Here is a 16568-nt window from a genome sequence, read left to right as displayed (position 1 = left end):
CGGTCTGACCGGTCTGACAGGTCTGACAGGTCTGACAGGTCTGACGATCCTAAAAAAGGAAATGCAATGTTCACAGGTCTAATAGAAACAGTAGGCGAGCTGGTTTCCATCGAGCGCCGCGGCGCCTCGGGGAGCCTCACCGTCAAGACCGCGCTCCCGCTCGACGAGATCAGGATCGGCGACTCCATCGCCATCAACGGCGCCTGCCTCACCGTGGTCCGCAAAGGCGGCGGCGCGGTCACCTTCGACGTCTCCCCGGAGACCATCGACCGCACCGCCTTCAAGAACCTCAAAAGCGGCTCGCCGCTCAACATGGAACGCGCCATGCGCCTGTCCGACCGCCTGGACGGCCACCTCGTCTCCGGGCACATCGACTGCGTCGCCACCGTCACCGAACGCCGCGAGGTCGCCGGCAACATCGTCTTCAGCTTCCGCTTCCCGGCCGAGTTCGCTAAATACATCGCCGCCAAGGGATCGGTGGCCATCGACGGCATCAGCCTCACCGTGAACAGCGTCGGCCCGGACAGCTTCAGCGTCAACATCATCCCGCACACCGCCTCGAAAACCACGCTCCTGCAAAAGCGCGCGGGGGACGAGGTGAACATAGAAACCGACCTTCTCTGCCGTTACCTGGAGCGCCTGCTCGCGGGTAGGGAGGCAAGGGAAGGCGGCGTCACCCTGGACCTGTTGGCGAAAAACGGCTTTATGTAGCCGCTTTCGCTTCCACTTTCACCGTTTTTTTGTTATGGTCAACGACCTGCAAGGTTTGTTGTCCAACCAATCGGTCCGGGATATGACAGCCGTCATGAATTCCCGGCCGACACTGAACCAAGGAGAGGGTATAGAAATGTCTGTTTCAAGCATCGAGGAAGCCATTGAGGAGATCAGGGCCGGCAGGATGGTAATCCTGGTGGACGACGAGGACCGCGAGAACGAAGGCGACCTCACCATGGCGGCCCAGTGCGTGACTCCCGAGGCGATCAACTTCATGGCCCGCTTCGGCCGCGGCCTGATCTGCCTCACCATGACCACGGAACGTTGCGACCGTCTCGACCTGCCCCCTATGGTGCAGGACAACACCTCTTCCTTCGGCACCGCCTTCACCGTTTCCATCGAGGCGAAGAAGGGTGTCACCACCGGCATCTCCGCCGCCGACCGCGCCCACACCATCCTGACCGCGGTGGCGCCCGACGCGCAGGCCTCCGACCTCGCCCGTCCCGGCCACATCTTCCCGCTGCGCGCCAAAAACGGCGGCGTACTGGTCAGAAGCGGCCAGACCGAAGGTTCCGTCGACCTCGCCCGTCTTGCCGGGCTCGAGCCTTCCGGCGTGATCTGCGAGATCATGAACGAGGACGGCACTATGGCCCGCATGCCGGCACTCAAGAAGTTCGCCAAGGAGCACGGCATCAAGGTCTGCACCATCGCCGACCTGGTCGCCTATCGCCTGAAGCACGAGTCTCTTGTGCGCCGCTCCGTAGACGTTGCGCTCCCGAGCTCCTTTGGTGACTTCCGTGCCGTCGCTTTCGAGAACGACATCGACAAGCTCGAGCACCTGGCCCTCGTGAAGGGGGACATCAAGGGCGAAGAGCCGGTCCTCGTGCGCGTGCACTCCGAATGCCTCACCGGTGACGTCTTCGGCTCCGTGCGCTGCGACTGCGCCGAGCAGCTGCACTCCGCCATGGAGCGCATCGAGAAGGAAGGAAAGGGGATCATCCTCTACATGCGCCAGGAAGGACGCGGCATCGGGCTCACCAACAAGCTGAAGGCCTACGCCCTGCAGGACCAGGGAAAAGACACCGTCGAGGCGAACCTGGCGCTTGGCTTCAAGGCCGACCTGCGCGATTACGGCATCGGCGCGCAGATCCTCGTTAACCTGGGCGTCAAGCAGATCCGTCTGATGACCAACAACCCGAAGAAGCTGATCGGCCTCCAAGGGTACGGCATCGACATCGTGGAGCGGGTGCCCATAGAGATCAAGCCGAGCAAGAGCAACGAGAAATACCTGAAGACCAAGCGCGAGAAGATGGGGCACCTGCTGGAAAACATCTAGCCCCCTGCACCTTCACTTCGGCTGTCAGCAGAAAAATACGGGTTGCGGTCCGGTCGGATGTTCTCGACTTTGGCCGCAACCTCAACCTGTTTCTAAGGAGTTCATATCATGCCTAAATACGTAGAGGGAAAACTGACCGCGGAAGGGCTCCGGTTCGGCATCGTTGTCGGCCGCTTCAACAGCTTCATCGGCGAGAGACTGCTCGAGGGGGCCCTGGACGCACTGGTGCGTCACGGTGCCGACGACCAGCAGATCACCGTGGCGCGCGTTCCGGGCGCTTTCGAGATCCCGCTCACCGCTAAGAAAATGGCCGAAACCGGCAAGTACGACGCCCTCATCTGCCTGGGCGCCGTGATCCGCGGCTCCACCCCCCACTTCGACTATGTCTGCGCCGAGGTTTCCAAGGGCGTTGCCCACGTCTCCCTTGACGCCGGCATCCCCGTCGCCTTCGGCGTGCTGACCACCGACACCATCGAGCAGGCGATCGAGCGCGCCGGGACCAAGGCCGGCAACAAGGGCTTCGACGCCGCCATGACGGTCATCGAGACCGCCAATCTGTACAGGGAGATGAAATAATTGACCACGCGTAGAGAAGGCAGGGAACTCGCCCTGCAGGCGCTTTATTCCAAGGACCTGGTGTCCCAGGACCCGAACCACACGCTGAAGAGGATCATCGAGAGCTTCGGCGAGGGAGAGGAGCCGACCCTTTTGGCCAACTCCAAGGCGTATGCCTTCGCCACCGAGCTTGTGAGCGGTGTCGCCGCGCATCTTGCCGAGATCGACGCCCGTATCGCGGAGAAGTCCAAGCACTGGAGCATGTCCCGCATGGCGCGCGTCGACCTGAACATCCTGCGCCTTGCCGTGTTCGAGCTTGTGTACCGTCCGGACATCCCGAAGAACGTCACCATGAACGAAGCGATCGAAGTCGCCAAGAAGTTTGGCGCCGACGACTCCGCCTCCTTCGTGAACGGCATCCTCGACGAGATCGCCTCCACCGTGACGGACAAGGAATAAACAGCAAGCTGCGTGGACAGTTCCTCTTTGGGCAGCCCCCACGTAGCGCTGCACGTGCCCCAGCGTTCCCCCCTTTGCGAAGGGGGAGCCTGTCCCCCGTAGCCTTGGCGAAGGGGGGACAGGGGGGATTTGATTACGTCGAACAACTGAACGCTGTGGCTACTTTGGCAAAATCCCCCCTTGCCCCCCTTCGCAAAGGGGGGGAAAGGCAGCTCGACAACATTCAATTTCCAAACCATGAAATGATCAAAGAGGGAGTATGGAAGAGATAAAAGTAGGCCTACTTGGTTTCGGCACCATCGGTGCCGGCGTCGTGAAGCTGCTCAAACAGAACTCCGCCCTCCTCACGGAGAAGACCGGCACCCGGATCTCCCTGAAGGCCATCGTTGACCTCGACATCACCACCGACCGCGGCGTGGACACCGAGGGGATCATCCTCACCAGGAACGCGGACGACGTGCTCACCGACCCGGAGATCTCCGTCGTCATCGAGCTGATCGGCGGCTACGAGCCGGCGCGCAGCTTCGCGCTCAAGGCGATCGCCCACGGCAAGCACCTGGTCACAGCCAACAAGGCGCTTCTCGCTGTGCACGGCGAAGAGATCTACGCCGCCGCCAAAGAGAACGGCGTCGAGGTCCTTTTCGAGGCCGCGGTAGGCGGGGGGATCCCGGTACTCTCCGCGATCAAGGGGAACATGGCAGGTAACCGCTTCTCCACCGTCCTTGGTATCGTGAACGGCACCTGCAACTACATCCTCACCCGCATGACCCAGGAAGGGGCCGATTTCGCTGAGGTGCTGAAGAGCGCCCAGGAGATGGGGTACGCCGAAGCCGATCCCACCTTCGACATCGAAGGGGTCGACACCGCGCACAAACTCTGCCTGCTCCTCTCCCTCTGCTTCGGCACGAGGATAGATCTGAAGGACGTCTACTCCGAGGGGATCACCTCGATCACCTCCGAAGACGTCGACTTCGCCGAGACCTTCGGCTACCGCATCAAGCTTCTGGCCATCGGCAAGATGGACGGCGGCAAGATCGAGGCGCGCGTGCACCCGACCATGATCCCGATCGACTATCCGCTCGCCGACGTGCACGGCGTCTTCAACGCGGTCCGTCTCACCGGCGATTTCGTGGGCCCGGTCATGTTCTACGGCCGCGGCGCCGGTATGGAAGCGACAGCGAGCGCCGTTGTCGGCGACATCGTCGACCTCTCCCGCAGCATGTGCGCCGGGATCACCCGTCGTTGCGCTCCGCTAGGGTACCTGGACGGCAACGTGACCAACCTCCCCATCAAGCCGATGGGCGAGATCGTCAGCAAGTACTACATCCGCTTCCAGGCGCTCGACCGTCCGGGCGTACTGGCCCGCATCGCCGGCGCGCTCGGCGCGCGCGGCATCAGCATCGCCTCCATGCTGCAGAGTGCAAGGAGTGCCGCGGACGAAGTACCCATCGTCATCATGACCCACGAGGCCCGTGAGGACGACATGAGAAAGGCCCTGGCCGAGATCGACACCTTCGAGGTGATCCGCGCCAGAAGCACCTTCATCAGGATCGAGGACAACCTCGAATAAAAAGGGTGCAAACAGAACGCAAAAAGGGCGGGAGTCATTTGACCCCGCCCTTTTTTTATAACCCGAAGCCCGGAACACAGAGGACCCGGAGGTCCACAGAGGACACAGAGGAAAGGCTACTGCCGGGGGGAAAACAAAACCTTTCGTTTTTTACTCTGTGTCGCTTTGGCTTTTCCTCTGTGTCCTCTGTGATCCGGGTGGCTTTTAGCCTTTCTCGTACTTTTCCACCACGCTACGGTAGTGCTCCTCGAGCCCCTTAGCGGCCTTCTCCTCCGCCTCCTGGTACTTCGCCACGATCTCCGGGCGCACCCCTTCCGGGAGAATCCTCTCCGCGAGCGGGTAGAGGATGTCATCTTCCTTCCCGATGTGCTCGCGTAAAAGCTCCAGGTAACCCCTTGCGTTCGCGACGATCGCCTCTTCCTGCCCTGCCTCGCCGTTAAGCGCTTTGGTCGCCGCCTCTTCCATGCCCTTCACGAAGGCGCGACCGAGATCGTGCTCCATCAGCATGGCAGCCACCGGGCTGTTCGCCCTCGGCATGCCGTTCGCCACCAGCGCCTCGAACAGGACATCCTCCTCCTTGGCGTGGTGAAAACGGTCGGCGTAGTTCCTGATGAAATCCACACCGTCCAGGTAGAACTGGTAATCTTTGAAGGTACCTTCCTCGGTGAGCCGCGCGTTTTTCTCCAAAAGGGCGAGCATACGCAGTATCAACTGGTGCTCGTCCTTAAGCCTCTGGGTGATGTCCTGTTTCATCGCTAGTTTCTCCTTTCGCCGTTGATGCCGATCACTGCGGTCTCAAGCGGGATCTCCTTGCCGGACTTCGCCAGCGCCTGACGTACCATCATATCAAGCCCGCGGCAGCAGGGGACTTCCATGATCGCCACGGTGATGCTTTTCACGTCGTTCTCGGCGAAGATCCGTGCCAGCTTCTCGACGTACGGGGTGCTGTCGTCAAGCTTCGGGCAGGCGATGGCGAGCGCTTTCCCCTTCAAGAGGTCGCTGTGGAAGCTCCCGAGGGCGAACGCCACGCAGTCCGCGGCGATCAGTATGTCGCTGTCCTGGAACCAGGGGGCGGTGGGGGGGACCAGGTGCAGCTGCACCGGCCACTGCCTCAATTCGCTCGCCTGCTTCACGGTGGTTGCCTGCTCGTTCTCGTTCCTCTCGATAACCCTTGCCATGCTGCCCGGGCAGCCGCATCCTGCATGTGCCATTGTCTTCTCTCCTTGAGTTATATGTGTTGGTTCGTTGGTTGTGGCGTGTGCCGTTATGTCAGGCGACCTTGAGGTCGACATCTTTCGTTGCCAGGTATTCGTTGATTTCCTTTTCCACCGCCGCTTCCTGTTCCGGTGTGAGCCCGTGGATGGAGACGACGTCCTTCAGGAGGCAGATGCCGACCTTGCAGGTGACGCAGCCGATCTCGTAGCGGTTCAGGATGTCCCCGATCTCCGGGTAGTTCGCAATAACGTTCTGGATCGCCGTATCTCCAAGGCCGTTTTTGAATTCCATCTGTTTTCTCCTCCTTTCGTGCGCTCTTGATGATGTGACAATAGCGCTTCGGAGCATATTTGTTTATGACATGGGTCAAAAATATGTGTTTCTCCGCATCTGTGGGAAAAATGGCAGAATTGCAGGGAAATATTGACCTTTTCCTCTTTCTGATTAAAATTGGGCCTGGCCGGACGAGCCTCGGAGGTGCCCCATGGAGCTGGACCTCAGATCACAAATCGAGCGTTTGGAGCAGTCGGAAAAAACTTCCCCGGAACTTAAGGCGCAGTTCGAGCGCGCCTACCAGGAGATCGGGCAGTCGGTAATCAGCGAGGGAGTGCCGAAGGCGGGAGATCAGGCGCCGGACTTCACGCTGCCGAACGCCGTCGGGATTCCGGTGGCGCTTGCCGACGCGCTTTTGCACGGCCCGGCCGTGGTCACCTTTTACCGGGGGATCTGGTGACCTTACTGCAGCCTTCAGTTGAGGGCCTACCAGAAGATCCTTCCCGAGATACTGGCGCGTGGCGCCTCGCTCATGGCGATTTCGCCGCAGAGCCCGGACAAGTCTCAGGCGACCCTTTTGAAGAACTTTTTGCAGTACGAGGTGCTGAGCGATCTCGGGAACGTGGTGGCGCGGCGTTACGGGCTTGTCTACCGGTTCCCGGGGTGGGTGCAGGAGCTGTATATATCCCTGGGGGTGAATCTTCCCGAGTACAACGCCGACGAGTCGTGGGAGCTCCCGATGGCCGGGACCTTCGTGATCGGTGAGGACGGCCGGATCATCGCGAGCTACGCCGACAGCGATCCACGAAACCGTCTCGAGCCGCAGGCGATACTCGATGCACTGCGGTAAAACCGGCTCACGCTAAGGCGCAAAGACACAAACAAAAGACTTAAGCTAACAGGGATGAAGGGGATAAAAGGGATAAAGGCGTACAACCTTTTCACGCAAAGCCGCAAAGACGCAAAGAAAGCAGAAACAAAAGATTTTGGTTTAACCCAAAGCGTTTTGTTTTTAAGGTTTTATCCCGTCCATCCCCTTCATCCCTGTTAAACGGTTTGAAGGTTTACTTTGCGTCTTTGCGTCTTTGCGTGAGATGGTTTGAAAACAAAAGCAAAACAAAACATTTTCACGCAAAGCCGCGAAGACGCAAAGAAAGCAGAAACAAAAGATTCTGGTTTAACCCAAAGCGTTTTTGTTTTTTAAGGTTTTATCCCATTCATCCCCTTCATCCCTGTTAAACGGTTTGAAGATTTACTTTGCGCCTTTGCGTCTTTGCGTGAGATGGTTTGAAAACAAAAGCAAAACAAAACATTTTCACGCAAAGACGCAAAGACGCAAAGACGCAAAGACGCAAAGAGAGTAGAAACAAAAGATTCTGGTTTAACCCGAAGCGTTTTTGTTTTTTAAGGTTTTATCCCATTCATCCCCTTCATCCCTGTTAAACGGTTTGAAGTTTTACTTTGCGTCTTTGCGTGACATGGTTTGCAGTTTATCTTTGCGCCTCTGCGTGAGGCTGTTTTTTAGGAGGGTTTTGCATGACGACGAGAATAGGAATCCTTACCGGTGGCGGCGACTGCCCGGGACTTAACGCGGTTATCCGCGGTGTGGTGAAGGCGGCGATCGGACGCGGCTGGGAAGTGATCGGCATCGAGGACGGCTTCGACGGCTTCCTGCACCACCACAAGTGCCGCCCGCTCGGCCTCGAGGAAGTGCGCGGCATCCTCCCGCGCGGCGGCACCATCCTCGGCACCTCGAACCGCGGCAACCCCTTCTCCTTCCCGATCATGCGCGAGGGAAAGGTGGAACTCGTCGACGTCTCCGAGGAGGTCCGCTCCCGCATCGACCAATTAGGCCTCACCGCCCTCGTCGTAGTCGGCGGTGACGGATCCCTCAAAATCGCCCAGGAGATGATGCGCCGCGGCGTTCCCATCGTCGGCGTCCCGAAGACCATCGACAACGACCTCCTCGAGACCGACGTCACCTTCGGCTACAACACCGCGCTCGAAACGGCGACCGATGCCCTCGACAAGCTCCACTCCACCGCGGAGAGCCACCACCGCGTCATGGTCCTCGAGGTGATGGGGCGCTACGCTGGGTGGATCGCCCTCGAGTCCGGCATCGCCGGAGGCGCCGACGTCATCCTCATCCCCGAGATCCCCTACGACATCGACAAAGTGCGGGAATCGATCATCGCGCGCTGCAAACGCGGCAGACGCTTCAGCGTCGTGGTCGTCGCGGAAGGCGCCTACCCGAGCGGGGGAAACCGCGTGGTCCTCGAGGCTGCCGGCGGGAAATCGGTCGTCGAACGCCTGGGGGGCGTGGGCGAAGCGCTCTCGCGCGAACTGGGCGGCGTCCTCGAGATGGACATCAGGGTCACCGTGCTCGGACACTTGCAGCGCGGCGGCTCACCCTCGACCTTCGACCGCTGCATAGGGAGCAGGTTCGGCGTCAAGGCGGTCGAGCTGATCGAGTCGCAATCCTTCGGCCAGATGGTGTGCCTCAAAGGGCGCCACATCACCTCCGTTCCCATCGAGGACGCGGTGAGGAGCCTGAACCTCATCGATCCCTCCGGGGAGATGGTGCGTCACGCCGAGGCGCTCGGCATCATGCTTGGGAGATAGGCAAGGATATCTTGACTTTAATTAATCTCTGAACTAGACTGCGGGTGATTTTTTCCGCCCGCACCTGCCTACACCCAATGCAACGAGGTGGCTTAAACATGAATAACCCGATCGCCGGAGCTAGCAGGAGCCAACTCTACGCGCTTGCCGGCTTTTTCCTCGGGATCACCGCCCCGCTCGGCTGGATGGTCCTCCGCCTGCTGCTCTTTTCCGACCCCAACCTCCCCATTGCCTCGCAGTTCTTCTCGGAGATGACCCAGAGCGCCCAGGGGATGGCCCTCTACGTCTATATGGGAGTGGGAACGGCCCTGGTCATGGCGATCTTTGGCTTCTTCATCGGGCGCGCCATCGACGAGCTGCACCAGCGCGGAGAACGGCTCGACCAACTGGTGCAGGAGGTCGACGGCCAGAAGAAGCTTTTCGAGAACCGCTACAAGGTGCTCGACAACAACATAAAGAACTTCCACAAGATCAATTCCCGCATCCAGAAGGCGGTGCGCAGGGACGACGTGCTTGCCCTTTGCGTGGAAGGTCTGCACGAGGTGCTGGGATACGAGCGCGTCAACGTGCTCATGGTCGATGCGGGTAGGAAGAACCTCTTCTTCGCGGCGAGCGCCGGCAACGAGAGCGAGGTGGGGCCTGAGGTCACCATCCCGCTCGACGCCCGCTCCGGCGTCATCTACAAGTCCTTTGCCGAGCGTCAGGTCTACTTCATAGAGGGTATCTCCAAGTACCCCTCCGACTACCTGCTGCAGGCCCCCTTCGATGCCATCGAACCGCTGCGTTCCTCCACCTTCATCCTCTGTCCTATCGTGCTGAAGGGGGAGACCATCGGCGTCTTCGGGCTCGACAACAAGAAGAGCCACCGCGCCCTGAACGACACCGACGTCGACACCATCCGTCTCTTCGCCGACCAGGCCGCCGCAGCCTTCATGCGCATCAGCCTGCTCCAGTCCATCGACCGGCTCACCCACGAACTCGGCAGGACCTTCTCCGACCTCTCCACCCAGCGTGAGAACTTCTCCGCAAACCTCTACCGCCTGAGAAGCGCCGCCGAGTCGCTCACCGGCAGCGCCATCAAGGTGGATTCCGCCGCCCACGGGGTGATGGAATCGGTAGACAGCGCGAGTGCCGCTGCCGCCGAGATCTCCGTCGCCACCGACCAGATCACCCACAACATGGACTCCCTCTCCGATTCGGTCTACAAGTCCGTCTCGGCGATGGAACAGATCACCACCACGCTGCGCCAGGTCGAAAAGAACACCGGCCACTCCCACAACCTCTCCAGCCGCGTGAAAGAGCACGCCGAGCAGGGTGCCGGCATCGTGCGCGAGACGGTGGACGCCCTCGCCGAGATCCAGCGCTCCGTCGACCTCTCCTACGAGGGGATCAAACGCCTGAGCGCCAACAGCGGCAGGATCGAAGGGTTTGTCAGCGTGATCAACGACATCACCAAGCGAACGAACCTCCTCGCGCTGAACGCCTCGATCATCGCGGCGCAGGCGGGCGAGTACGGCAAGAGCTTCGGCGTGGTCGCCGACGAGATCAGGAACCTCTCCCTGCAGACCGGGCTTTCCACCGGCGAGATCACCGGGATCATCGAAGAGATCATGTCGGAATCACGCAACGCCGCCGACTACGTCACCGCGACCAAGGACCTGGTGAAAAAGGGGGTCAAACTTGGGCAGCAGACCGGCGTGTCGCTCGCAAGCATCCTGGACAGCTCCCAGAAGGCGCTGGACATGACCGAGCAGATCAAGCTCGCCACGGAGGAGCAGGCAGCAAGCGTGCAGCTGGTGACCCGCTCCATCGAGGACGTAAGCTCCATGACCATGCAGATCTTCAAGGCTTCCAAGGAGCAGGGCGTGGCGACCAAGAGCGTCGCGCGTTCGCTTGAGGACGTGAAGGACATGAGCCACGAGATGGTGAACGCCGCGGGACGCCAGAACGCCGACACCGGCGAGATCAAGGGGAGCATCGACTACGTCACCCGCATGGCCGACGCCATCTTCGACGGTATCGAAGAGCGCCAGCAGGAGAGCGGGCAGGTGGTCAAGGAGCTCGAGCAGATCAAGGCCAGCGCGGAGTAGTGAAGAAAACGCTGGACTTTGTCGCAACTGTTGTGGTATTTCCGTAACGGTGTTTGGCCCGCTATATTTGAGTGGAGCCGGAAAGGACACCAAAGAGTAGAGACATACCGCCTGGATTCCAGATGGAACCGGTACGGGAAGCGATAAGCTGGCCAGAGCTGTGCCCGAATAGGGCCCTAATTAGCTCTCTTTTACAGCGTCTTCCCCCCGGAGACGTTTTTTTTTGTCCGAAAACGCCCCGGAGAGCGGTCGGGTAAGTCCCACAGATTACACGTTCTATCTAGCACCGCGTTCTGTTCACCTGTATACGAAAATTTCATCCACATCTCACAGGAGCAGGGTAGATGCAAAAAAAGAAGACCGTTCTCGACTTTCAGAAGATGAAAGCGGAAGGGGAGAAGATAGCGGTACTGACGAGCTACGACTTTCCCATGACCGGCCTCATCGACGGCGCCGGGATCGACATGATCCTCGTCGGCGATTCGTTGGGCGTCGTGGTTGCGGGGCACGACAACACGCTTCCCGTCACCATGGAGGACATGATCTACCACACGAAGGCCGTGATGCGCGCGCGTCCGAACGCCTTCGTCGTCGCCGACATGCCTTTTCTCTCCTACCAGACCGATCTCACGAGCGCGCGTATGAACGCCGGACTCCTGGTCAAGGACGGCGGTGCCGCCGCGGTCAAGATCGAGGGTGGCGTCAACGCCGCCGCGGCCATCGCAGCCATAACCGAGATGGACATCCCGGTCGTGGGGCACATCGGCCTCACCCCGCAGTCGCTGCATCGCATGGGCGGTTACAAGGTGCAGGGCAAAGGTGACGCCCAGGCCGAGAAACTCCTCGAGGATGCCCGCGCCGTGGAGCGCGCCGGCGCCTTCGCCGTAGTCCTCGAAGGGATCCCGATGGGGCTCGCCGCGCGCATCACCGAGGAACTCACCATCCCGACCATCGGCATCGGGGCTGGTCCGCACTGCGACGGCCAGGTGCTGGTGATCCACGACATCCTGGGGCTTTGCAGCAAGTACTCCCCGAAATTCGTAAAACGTTACGCGGAACTCGCGCCCATCATAGCCGAGGCCTGCGCCAACTACATAGCCGACGTAAAGGGCGGCACATTCCCGGAAGAAAGGCACTGTTTCAAATGATAGTCATCGAGTCTGTAGCGCAGATGCAGCAGTTCGCGCGCGAAAGGCGGGGCGAGATCGCCCTCGTTCCCACCATGGGTTACCTGCACGAGGGGCACGCCTCCCTCATGACCGAGGCGCGCCGTCGCGCCAAGACCGTCGTGGTCAGCATCTTCGTGAACCCGACCCAGTTCGGCGTCAACGAGGACCTGGACAGCTACCCCCGCGACCTCGAGCGCGACAAGAAAGTCGCCGCCGCGGCAGGCGTCGACGTCATCTTCGCGCCGAAGGCCGCCGACATGTACCCCGAGGGGTACCAGAGCTACCTGAACGTCGAAGAGCTCACCACGCATCTGTGCGGCGCGAGCCGCCCAGGCCACTTCCGCGGCGTCACCACCGTGGTCGCGAAGCTCTTCAACATCGTGATGCCGACCCTTGCCGTCTTCGGCAAGAAGGACTTCCAGCAGCTCGCCGTGATCAGGCGCATGGTGAAGGACTTCAACTTTGACGTCGAGATCGTCGGGATGCCCATCGTGCGCGAAGCCGACGGCCTGGCGCTCAGCTCCAGGAACGCGCGTCTCACGCCCGAGCAGCGAAAGGAGGCCCTCTGCCTCTCCCGCGCCATAGCGGCGGTCCGCGACGCCTTCGGCAAAGGCGAGCGGAGCGTGGCGGTGCTCAAGGAAAAGGCCCTTGCCGTGATCGGCGCGGAGAAGGGTGCCGAAGTGGATTACCTGGAATTCAGGGATCAGGACAGCCTGCTCCCGCAGGACGAAGCGAATGAGAGAACGCTGCTCGCACTTGCCGTGCGGGTAGGCTCGGTACGGTTGATCGACAACAGCGTATTAGGGGAGGAATAGGAAATATGGACAGGAAGATGCTTAAGAGCAAGATCCACAGGGCAACGGTAACCGGTGCAGACCTGCACTACGAAGGCAGCATCACCATCGACCTCGACCTCATGGAAGCGGCCGACATCATCCCGTACGAGGCCGTCTGCATCTGGGACGTCACCAACGGCAGCCGTTTTGAGACCTACGCCATCGAAGGCGAGCGCGGTTCCGGCGTCATCTGCATCAACGGCGCAGCCGCAAGGCTCGTGGCACCGCAGGACCTGGTGATCATCGCGAGCTTCGTGAACATGCCCAACGCCGAAGCCATTGCCCACGAGCCGAAGCTTGTTTTTGTCGACGACAAGAACAAGATGCTTCCGACCCGCAAAGAAGCCGCCGGCCAGGCGACGCTCAAAAGCGTGCACTGGAAGAACTAGGTAAAAAGCAAACAGCAGTATCCGAGACGCTGACAGAAGAAATTCTGTCAGCGTTTTTTATTGTAGTAATATGCCGCGTCACATGGAGGAATTATCCCACGAAGCGCCGCCCGAGCCCCAACGTCCCCCCCCTTTGCGAAGGGGGAGCCTGCCCCCCGTAGCCTTGGCGAAGGGGGGATTTGCCTTTAGTCCACCGCTCAATGCCAGTACCGCACATTGGCTTTGATTCCAATAACCTGCTAAACTTGTTCTCGTAGAGGTCCTCGTGTTATATCTCTGTGACCTCTGAGAACCTCTGTGTTCTCTGTGTTAATATCTGTTTTTCCCTACACCCTTCGAGGTTGATGCATGAGAATCTACGCCGCCGCATACCTGCTCCCTATTTCCTCCCCGCCCATCGCAGGCGGCGCCCTCGCCGTTGAAAACGGCCGCATCGTCGCGGTCGGCACCCTGAACGAACTGCGCGCGCAGTTTTCCGCGCCGGTCGTCGATCTCAAGGGCTCCGTGATCATGCCCGGCCTGGTGAACGCGCACACCCATCTCGAGCTCACCCACTTCCCAGCCTGGAAGGTGCGCAAGGACCTCGACTACCTCCCCAAACGCTACGTCGAATGGGTCCAGCAGGTGGTGAAAATAAAGCGCGCCTTAGAGCCGGGCGAGATCGAACATTCCACGAAGGAAGGGATGCGCCTTTGCCTCGAGTCCGGCACCACCGCGGTCGGAGACATCCTGTCCGATTTCTCGCTGGTTCCTCTCTACCGCGACACGCCGCTTACCGGCAGGCTCTTCCTCGAGGCGATCGGGCACGACCCGATCCTTTGCGACACGCTCGTCGCCGGACTGGAAACGGCCCTGCAGGGGCTCGAGGGAGCGTTACTCCCCGGCGTATCCCCGCATACGCCCCACACCGTTTCCGGTCATCTCTTCGCGTGCCTAAACGCCCTATCCGAAAAACTCGGCATCCCTAAGGCGGTGCACCTCTCCGAGACCACCGAAGAAGTGGCGTTCATGCACGACACCACCGGTGCCTTCGCCGATATCCTCTACCCGATGGCGCACTGGGAGCAGTACCTGCCGCACCCGATGCGCACCACCTCGACCCGCTACCTGGACGATCTCGGCGTCCTCGATGCCTCGACCCTCGCCGTTCACGCCGTCCACGTAACCCCCAACGACGTGGCACTTCTCAAAGAGCGCGGCGTGAGCGTCGTGCTCTGCCCGCGCAGCAACGACCGGCTCTTCGTCGGCTGCGCGCCGCACAAGCTCCTGAAGCAATCCGGCGTAGCCCTGGCACTCGGCACCGATTCCCTGGCCAGCAACGATTCGCTTTCCATGTGGGACGAGATGCGCTACCTGCAACAGGCCGCCCCCGGCGTTTTCGAGCCGCGGGAACTGTTAACCATGGCGACCTTGGGAGGCGCCAGGGCGCTGCACATCGAAGACCGTGTCGGAACTCTGGAGCCGGGCAAGCGCGCCGACTTCCAGGTGCTCGCCTGCGGTTCCGGGAGCGATGCCTCTTCAATCGAGGCCACCCTTCTCGCCCGTGCAGAAGTGGAGCAGGTCTATATAGCAGGAACCCGTCATTCGCAGTAAACCTGGTGAGCTTTGATTTCTCTTCCCGGATTTGGGGGGAGAGGAGGGGAGGGGATCATGCGGCAGATGCTGAGCGTGCACCGTTTGGTAACCCGGTACTGCAGTAGATTGTTGGTCCTGTCGAGCGTCCTGCTCGCCGGTTGTGGCGGTGGTGGCTCCTCTTCGTCCGATGTTCCTCCCAAAGAAGAGTGGGCCCAGGCAACTTCGGTATCAAGCTCCTCGACCGTTGCCAGCATCAGCGGAACCGCCTGGATTTCCGATTCCTATTACGCCAGCCATTGCGTCGGCCTCTCCTGCCTCACCGACACCACGCGCACCGACGATTATCCCGGCGTCGACGTCACCTATATCAACCAGACCACCGGTGCCAGCGGCACCGCGACAAGCTACTACGGGCCGGGAACCGACTGGACACACAGATGGTTCGCCGGGGTGCCGGTAGTCCCCGGAACCAACAATATCGTGATCTCGGCCTATGACCCCGGCGGCAAAGGGACCACGATCGCGGTTCAGGTCGTAGCTCCGCAGGCCTTGACGGTGCAGTCGACTGCCCCCGCGTCGGACGCCACCGGAGTGCTGCTGAACGCGAGCATTTCCGCGCAATTTAGCGGCGAGATCGACCCCTCGACGACCTACTTTATCGCGGTCACCGGTCCCGGTGGAGCGGTCGCCGGTACCAAGAGCGTAAGCGGTTCGACCGTGACCTTCATCCCCGCCGCCAATCTTGCCTATGACACCACCTACACCGTTACCATCCCGACCACACTGCGCGCCGTTTCCGGCTCCTCTTTGACCTCCGAATACACCTGGACCTTCACCACGATGGCAGCGCCGGTTTTCCGCGTGCTCTCAACCAGTCCAGCGGCTGGAGCCACTAGCGTGCCGAGGGATTCGAGCGTTTCGGTCACCTTCACCGGACTGATCGATTACTCGACTTTCGGGCGCTCGTCATTTTTCGTCAGCAGCCCTACCGGCGCCAAGTGGGGGTACTATTACTCAGCGTTCGGCGCCTCGGGCAGCGTGAGCGACCCGACATTGCTGGAAGCGAACACCACTTACACCGCGACCCTGACTACCGCGATCAGGGATAAATCCGGTAACGCGCTTCCTTTTGACTACGTTTGGAGTTTCAAGACCGGCGACTGAGATCAGCCCTCCTGTTCGGGCCGATTTAGTCGGCGCTTCCCTGCATGACTACGCCCGCCTGGCGACTGCCGCCCGAGCCCCAAGCACGCGCACCTTGTGTGGCCGCGCACTCGCCCAAGCCGCTTGATGATCCCCTACGCCACGTTATCCTTTATCCCGAAATTCCAGTGAACCTGGTAATGGCATCCACGAAGCCCTGCACTGGCCCCGGCGTTCCCCCCTTTGCGAAGAGGGACCTGCCCCCCGTAGCCTTGGCGAAGGAGGGAGCCTGCCCCCGGTAGCCTTGGCAAAAGGGGGAGCCTGCCTTCAGTTCCTCGTCTCTTAACCCACCCGCCTCCGCTTTTAAAAACTCCCGCACCATCTCCCTTTCAAATTTTGCTTCTTGACATCCCCCAAAAGAAATAATACTGTACCGTACAGTACAGAATGTTGCGTAGCGCACTGCATGAGCCCTAACGTTCCCCCCTTTGCGAAGGGGGGAGAGGGGGGATTTGCCTTGCTCTTACAAATGCAAGGAAGCTGCGGCGAATTTGCCGCGGACTTTCGCCTTTTTCCCCCGGCGAAACCTCCTGCAAACCCGCCCTCAACGCTTCAAAAGATG

Annotated in this window: 16 protein-coding genes; 13 read left to right on the top strand and 3 right to left on the bottom strand. The window is 60.5% G+C overall.

The features are described 5' to 3' along the window. Nucleotides 1–66: 66 nt before the first annotated feature. From E8L22_RS15685 to E8L22_RS15665, 5 genes are all read left to right on the top strand, one after another. Nucleotides 67–711, top strand: coding sequence for a riboflavin synthase (locus E8L22_RS15685; RefSeq protein ID WP_136526038.1), 645 nt, complete (start codon nt 67–69; stop codon nt 709–711). 136 nt (nt 712–847) lie between these two features. After that, nucleotides 848–2050, top strand: coding sequence for a bifunctional 3,4-dihydroxy-2-butanone-4-phosphate synthase/GTP cyclohydrolase II (locus tag E8L22_RS15680; RefSeq protein WP_136526037.1), 1203 nt, complete (start codon nt 848–850; stop codon nt 2048–2050). A 108-nt stretch (nt 2051–2158) separates the two neighbouring features. After that, on the top strand, nt 2159–2626 hold the full coding sequence (gene ribH / locus E8L22_RS15675) for a 6,7-dimethyl-8-ribityllumazine synthase (RefSeq protein ID WP_136526036.1): 468 nt from the start codon (nt 2159–2161) through the stop codon (nt 2624–2626). Beyond that, on the top strand, nt 2627–3064 hold the full coding sequence (nusB, locus tag E8L22_RS15670; RefSeq protein WP_136526035.1) for a transcription antitermination factor NusB: 438 nt from the start codon (nt 2627–2629) through the stop codon (nt 3062–3064). It abuts the gene before it with no gap. A gap of 259 nt (nt 3065–3323) precedes the next feature. After that, nucleotides 3324–4634: a homoserine dehydrogenase gene (locus E8L22_RS15665; RefSeq protein ID WP_136526034.1), complete on the top strand. Its 1311-nt coding sequence runs from the start codon at nt 3324–3326 to the stop codon at nt 4632–4634. A 204-nt stretch (nt 4635–4838) separates the two neighbouring features. Here the strand turns inward: E8L22_RS15665 and E8L22_RS15660 are convergent, their stop codons facing one another. The 3 genes from E8L22_RS15660 to E8L22_RS15650 are packed head-to-tail and all read right to left on the bottom strand — an operon-like array spanning nt 4839 to nt 6140. Further along, entirely contained in the window at nt 4839–5387 is a 549-nt protein-coding gene (locus E8L22_RS15660; protein WP_136526033.1) for a hemerythrin domain-containing protein, read from the bottom strand. Between the two features lie 2 nt (nt 5388–5389). Next, a complete protein-coding gene (locus tag E8L22_RS15655; protein ID WP_136526032.1) occupies nt 5390–5845 on the bottom strand; it encodes an iron-sulfur cluster-binding oxidoreductase in 456 nt (151 codons plus the stop codon). 58 nt (nt 5846–5903) lie between these two features. Then, the gene (locus E8L22_RS15650) at nt 5904–6140 is read right to left on the bottom strand and encodes a hypothetical protein (RefSeq protein ID WP_136526031.1); all 237 of its coding nucleotides are present in this window, start codon (nt 6138–6140) and stop codon (nt 5904–5906) included. Nucleotides 6141–6333: 193 nt separating this feature from the next. Here E8L22_RS15650 and E8L22_RS15645 point away from each other — a divergent pair, with 193 nt between their 5' ends. The 8 genes from E8L22_RS15645 (at nt 6334) to E8L22_RS15610 (ending at nt 15967) form a co-directional block, all read left to right on the top strand. Beyond that, nucleotides 6334–6972, top strand: coding sequence for a peroxiredoxin-like family protein (locus E8L22_RS15645; RefSeq protein ID WP_136526030.1), 639 nt, complete (start codon nt 6334–6336; stop codon nt 6970–6972). Nucleotides 6973–7658: 686 nt separating this feature from the next. Then, a complete protein-coding gene (locus E8L22_RS15640) occupies nt 7659–8744 on the top strand; it encodes a 6-phosphofructokinase (protein WP_136526029.1) in 1086 nt (361 codons plus the stop codon). Between the two features lie 98 nt (nt 8745–8842). Then, nucleotides 8843–10834: a methyl-accepting chemotaxis protein gene (locus tag E8L22_RS15635; RefSeq protein ID WP_136526028.1), complete on the top strand. Its 1992-nt coding sequence runs from the start codon at nt 8843–8845 to the stop codon at nt 10832–10834. Between the two features lie 344 nt (nt 10835–11178). Next, entirely contained in the window at nt 11179–11982 is an 804-nt protein-coding gene (panB, locus tag E8L22_RS15630; RefSeq protein WP_136526027.1) for a 3-methyl-2-oxobutanoate hydroxymethyltransferase, read from the top strand. Next, nucleotides 11979–12818: a pantoate--beta-alanine ligase gene (gene panC, locus E8L22_RS15625; RefSeq protein ID WP_136526026.1), complete on the top strand. Its 840-nt coding sequence runs from the start codon at nt 11979–11981 to the stop codon at nt 12816–12818. Before panB ends, panC begins: the two co-directional genes overlap by 4 nt. Nucleotides 12819–12823: 5 nt before the next feature. Beyond that, nucleotides 12824–13228 carry an aspartate 1-decarboxylase gene (gene panD, locus E8L22_RS15620; protein WP_129127001.1) on the top strand — a complete coding sequence of 135 codons (405 nt, stop codon included), beginning with the start codon at nt 12824–12826 and terminating at the stop codon, nt 13226–13228. A gap of 348 nt (nt 13229–13576) precedes the next feature. After that, a complete protein-coding gene (locus tag E8L22_RS15615) occupies nt 13577–14821 on the top strand; it encodes an amidohydrolase family protein (protein ID WP_136526025.1) in 1245 nt (414 codons plus the stop codon). 75 nt (nt 14822–14896) lie between these two features. Next, nucleotides 14897–15967, top strand: a complete 1071-nt coding sequence (locus E8L22_RS15610; protein ID WP_136526024.1) for an Ig-like domain-containing protein — start codon at nt 14897–14899, stop codon at nt 15965–15967. Nucleotides 15968–16568 lie beyond the last annotated feature (601 nt).

It is taken from the genome of Geomonas ferrireducens (genome assembly GCF_004917065.1).
GTDB lineage: Bacteria > Desulfobacterota > Desulfuromonadia > Geobacterales > Geobacteraceae > Geomonas > Geomonas ferrireducens.
This window is presented reverse-complemented; position numbering and strand designations above follow the sequence as displayed.